2 protein-coding genes are annotated in these 1,456 nt (G+C 31.5%); both read left to right on the top strand.

Going from position 1 to position 1,456, the window contains the following annotated elements:
* Positions 1 to 66: 66 nt before the first annotated feature.
* Entirely contained in the window at positions 67 to 585 is a 519-nt protein-coding gene (locus tag ACGK9U_RS16070) for a helix-turn-helix domain-containing protein (protein ID WP_394467574.1), read from the top strand.
* Positions 582 to 1,418, top strand: a complete 837-nt coding sequence (locus ACGK9U_RS16075) for an IS3 family transposase (RefSeq protein WP_394467576.1) — start codon at positions 582 to 584, stop codon at positions 1,416 to 1,418. Before ACGK9U_RS16070 ends, ACGK9U_RS16075 begins: the two co-directional genes overlap by 4 nt.
* Positions 1,419 to 1,456: the final 38 nt, after the last annotated feature.

The following is a 1,456-nucleotide window of genomic DNA, read 5'->3' on the forward strand; positions in this document are numbered from 1 at the left end:
CTTACGAAAATCCTCGCGGATTTTGAAGTGCCCCCAAAAAGTTAGACACTATTTGAGGGTATTTTTATGGAAAGAAAAGTCAGGTATAATTATGAATTTAAACTTCGTTGTGTAAAAGAAGTTTTGAATAGGCATCAAACAGTCAAATCTGTTTCAGAATTAAATGGTTTTCACCATACATCGCTACATCATTGGATCCGTTCTTATGAAGCATTTGGTGAAAAAGGCCTAATGCCTCGAGCAATCACAAAATATAGTTTAGAATTCAAACAGAAGGTTTTGGTATCCATCGAACAGGATGTATTATCTTTAAGTCAAGCATGTTCGAAGTTTAACATACCAACTAAGTCCATAATTCTTGGTTGGCAAAGAAAATATAAAAATTCAGGTATTATGGGCTTAACCAACAAACCAAAAGGAAAACCTAATACGCCATTTAAGAGGGCGAAAAAGAAATCCAGTAAACCTTTAACCAGAGAAGAGGAACTTTTATTGGAAAATGAATCTTTAAGAGCAGAACTGGACTTGCTAAAAAAGTTAGAAGCCTTAACTCAAGCCGAGCAAAACAAAAAGCTCAAGCCATAACGGAATTAAGGCATAAATACGATTTAGATCTGTTGCTAAATCATACCAATATGGCAAGAAGTAGCTACTACTACTATCAAAAAAGAAGTGAGCTTACACACAAGTACAAAGAGGTAAAGCTATTAATTACAAAAATATACCATCAACATAAAGGAAGATTGGGCTATAGAAGGATCACTTTGGAAATCAACAAAAAACATCTAAAAATCAACCATAAAACAGTACTGAGATTGATGCAAGAATTGGGATTGAAGAGCCTTATCAGAATTAAAAAATACAAATCCTATAAAGGACAAAGAGGTAAAATAGCACCCAATGTATTACAGGGCGATTTTAAAGCTGCCAAACCCAACAAAAAATGGGCTACCGATATTACTGAATTTAAGGTCTTTGGAAATAAGTTGTATTTATCACCAATAATTGACCTGTTCAATGGAGAAATAATAAGTTATGAACTATCTGAAAAACCGAGCTTTGAGCAAGTAGCCATCATGTTAAAAAAATCCTTTAAAAAGATTCCTAACAAAACCGATTTAATACTACATTCTGACCAAGGTTGGCAATATCAAATGAAACAATATCAACAATTATTAAAAGAAAAAGGAATTATACAAAGTATGTCTCGTAAAGGAAACTGTTTGGATAATGCTATAATAGAAAACTTCTTTGGTACTTTAAAATCCGAATTATTTTATCTAAACAAGTACATCTCAATAAATCAATTAAAACAAGATATTAAAGCTTATATAAAATATTATAATAATGAAAGAATTAAACTAAATTTAAATGGAATGAGCCCTATTGAATATCGAGCTCATTATTGTCAAAATTAATTATAAATTTGTCTAAGGTTTTGGGGGCAGTCCATTTT

This window comes from Mariniflexile sp. HNIBRBA6329 (genome assembly GCF_043558645.1).
GTDB lineage: Bacteria > Bacteroidota > Bacteroidia > Flavobacteriales > Flavobacteriaceae > Mariniflexile.

Coding starts and splice junctions, on each gene's coding strand:
- ACGK9U_RS16070 (WP_394467574.1), top strand. CDS start 67: ATGGAAAGAAAAGTCAGGTATAATTATGAATTTAAACTTCGTTGTGTA.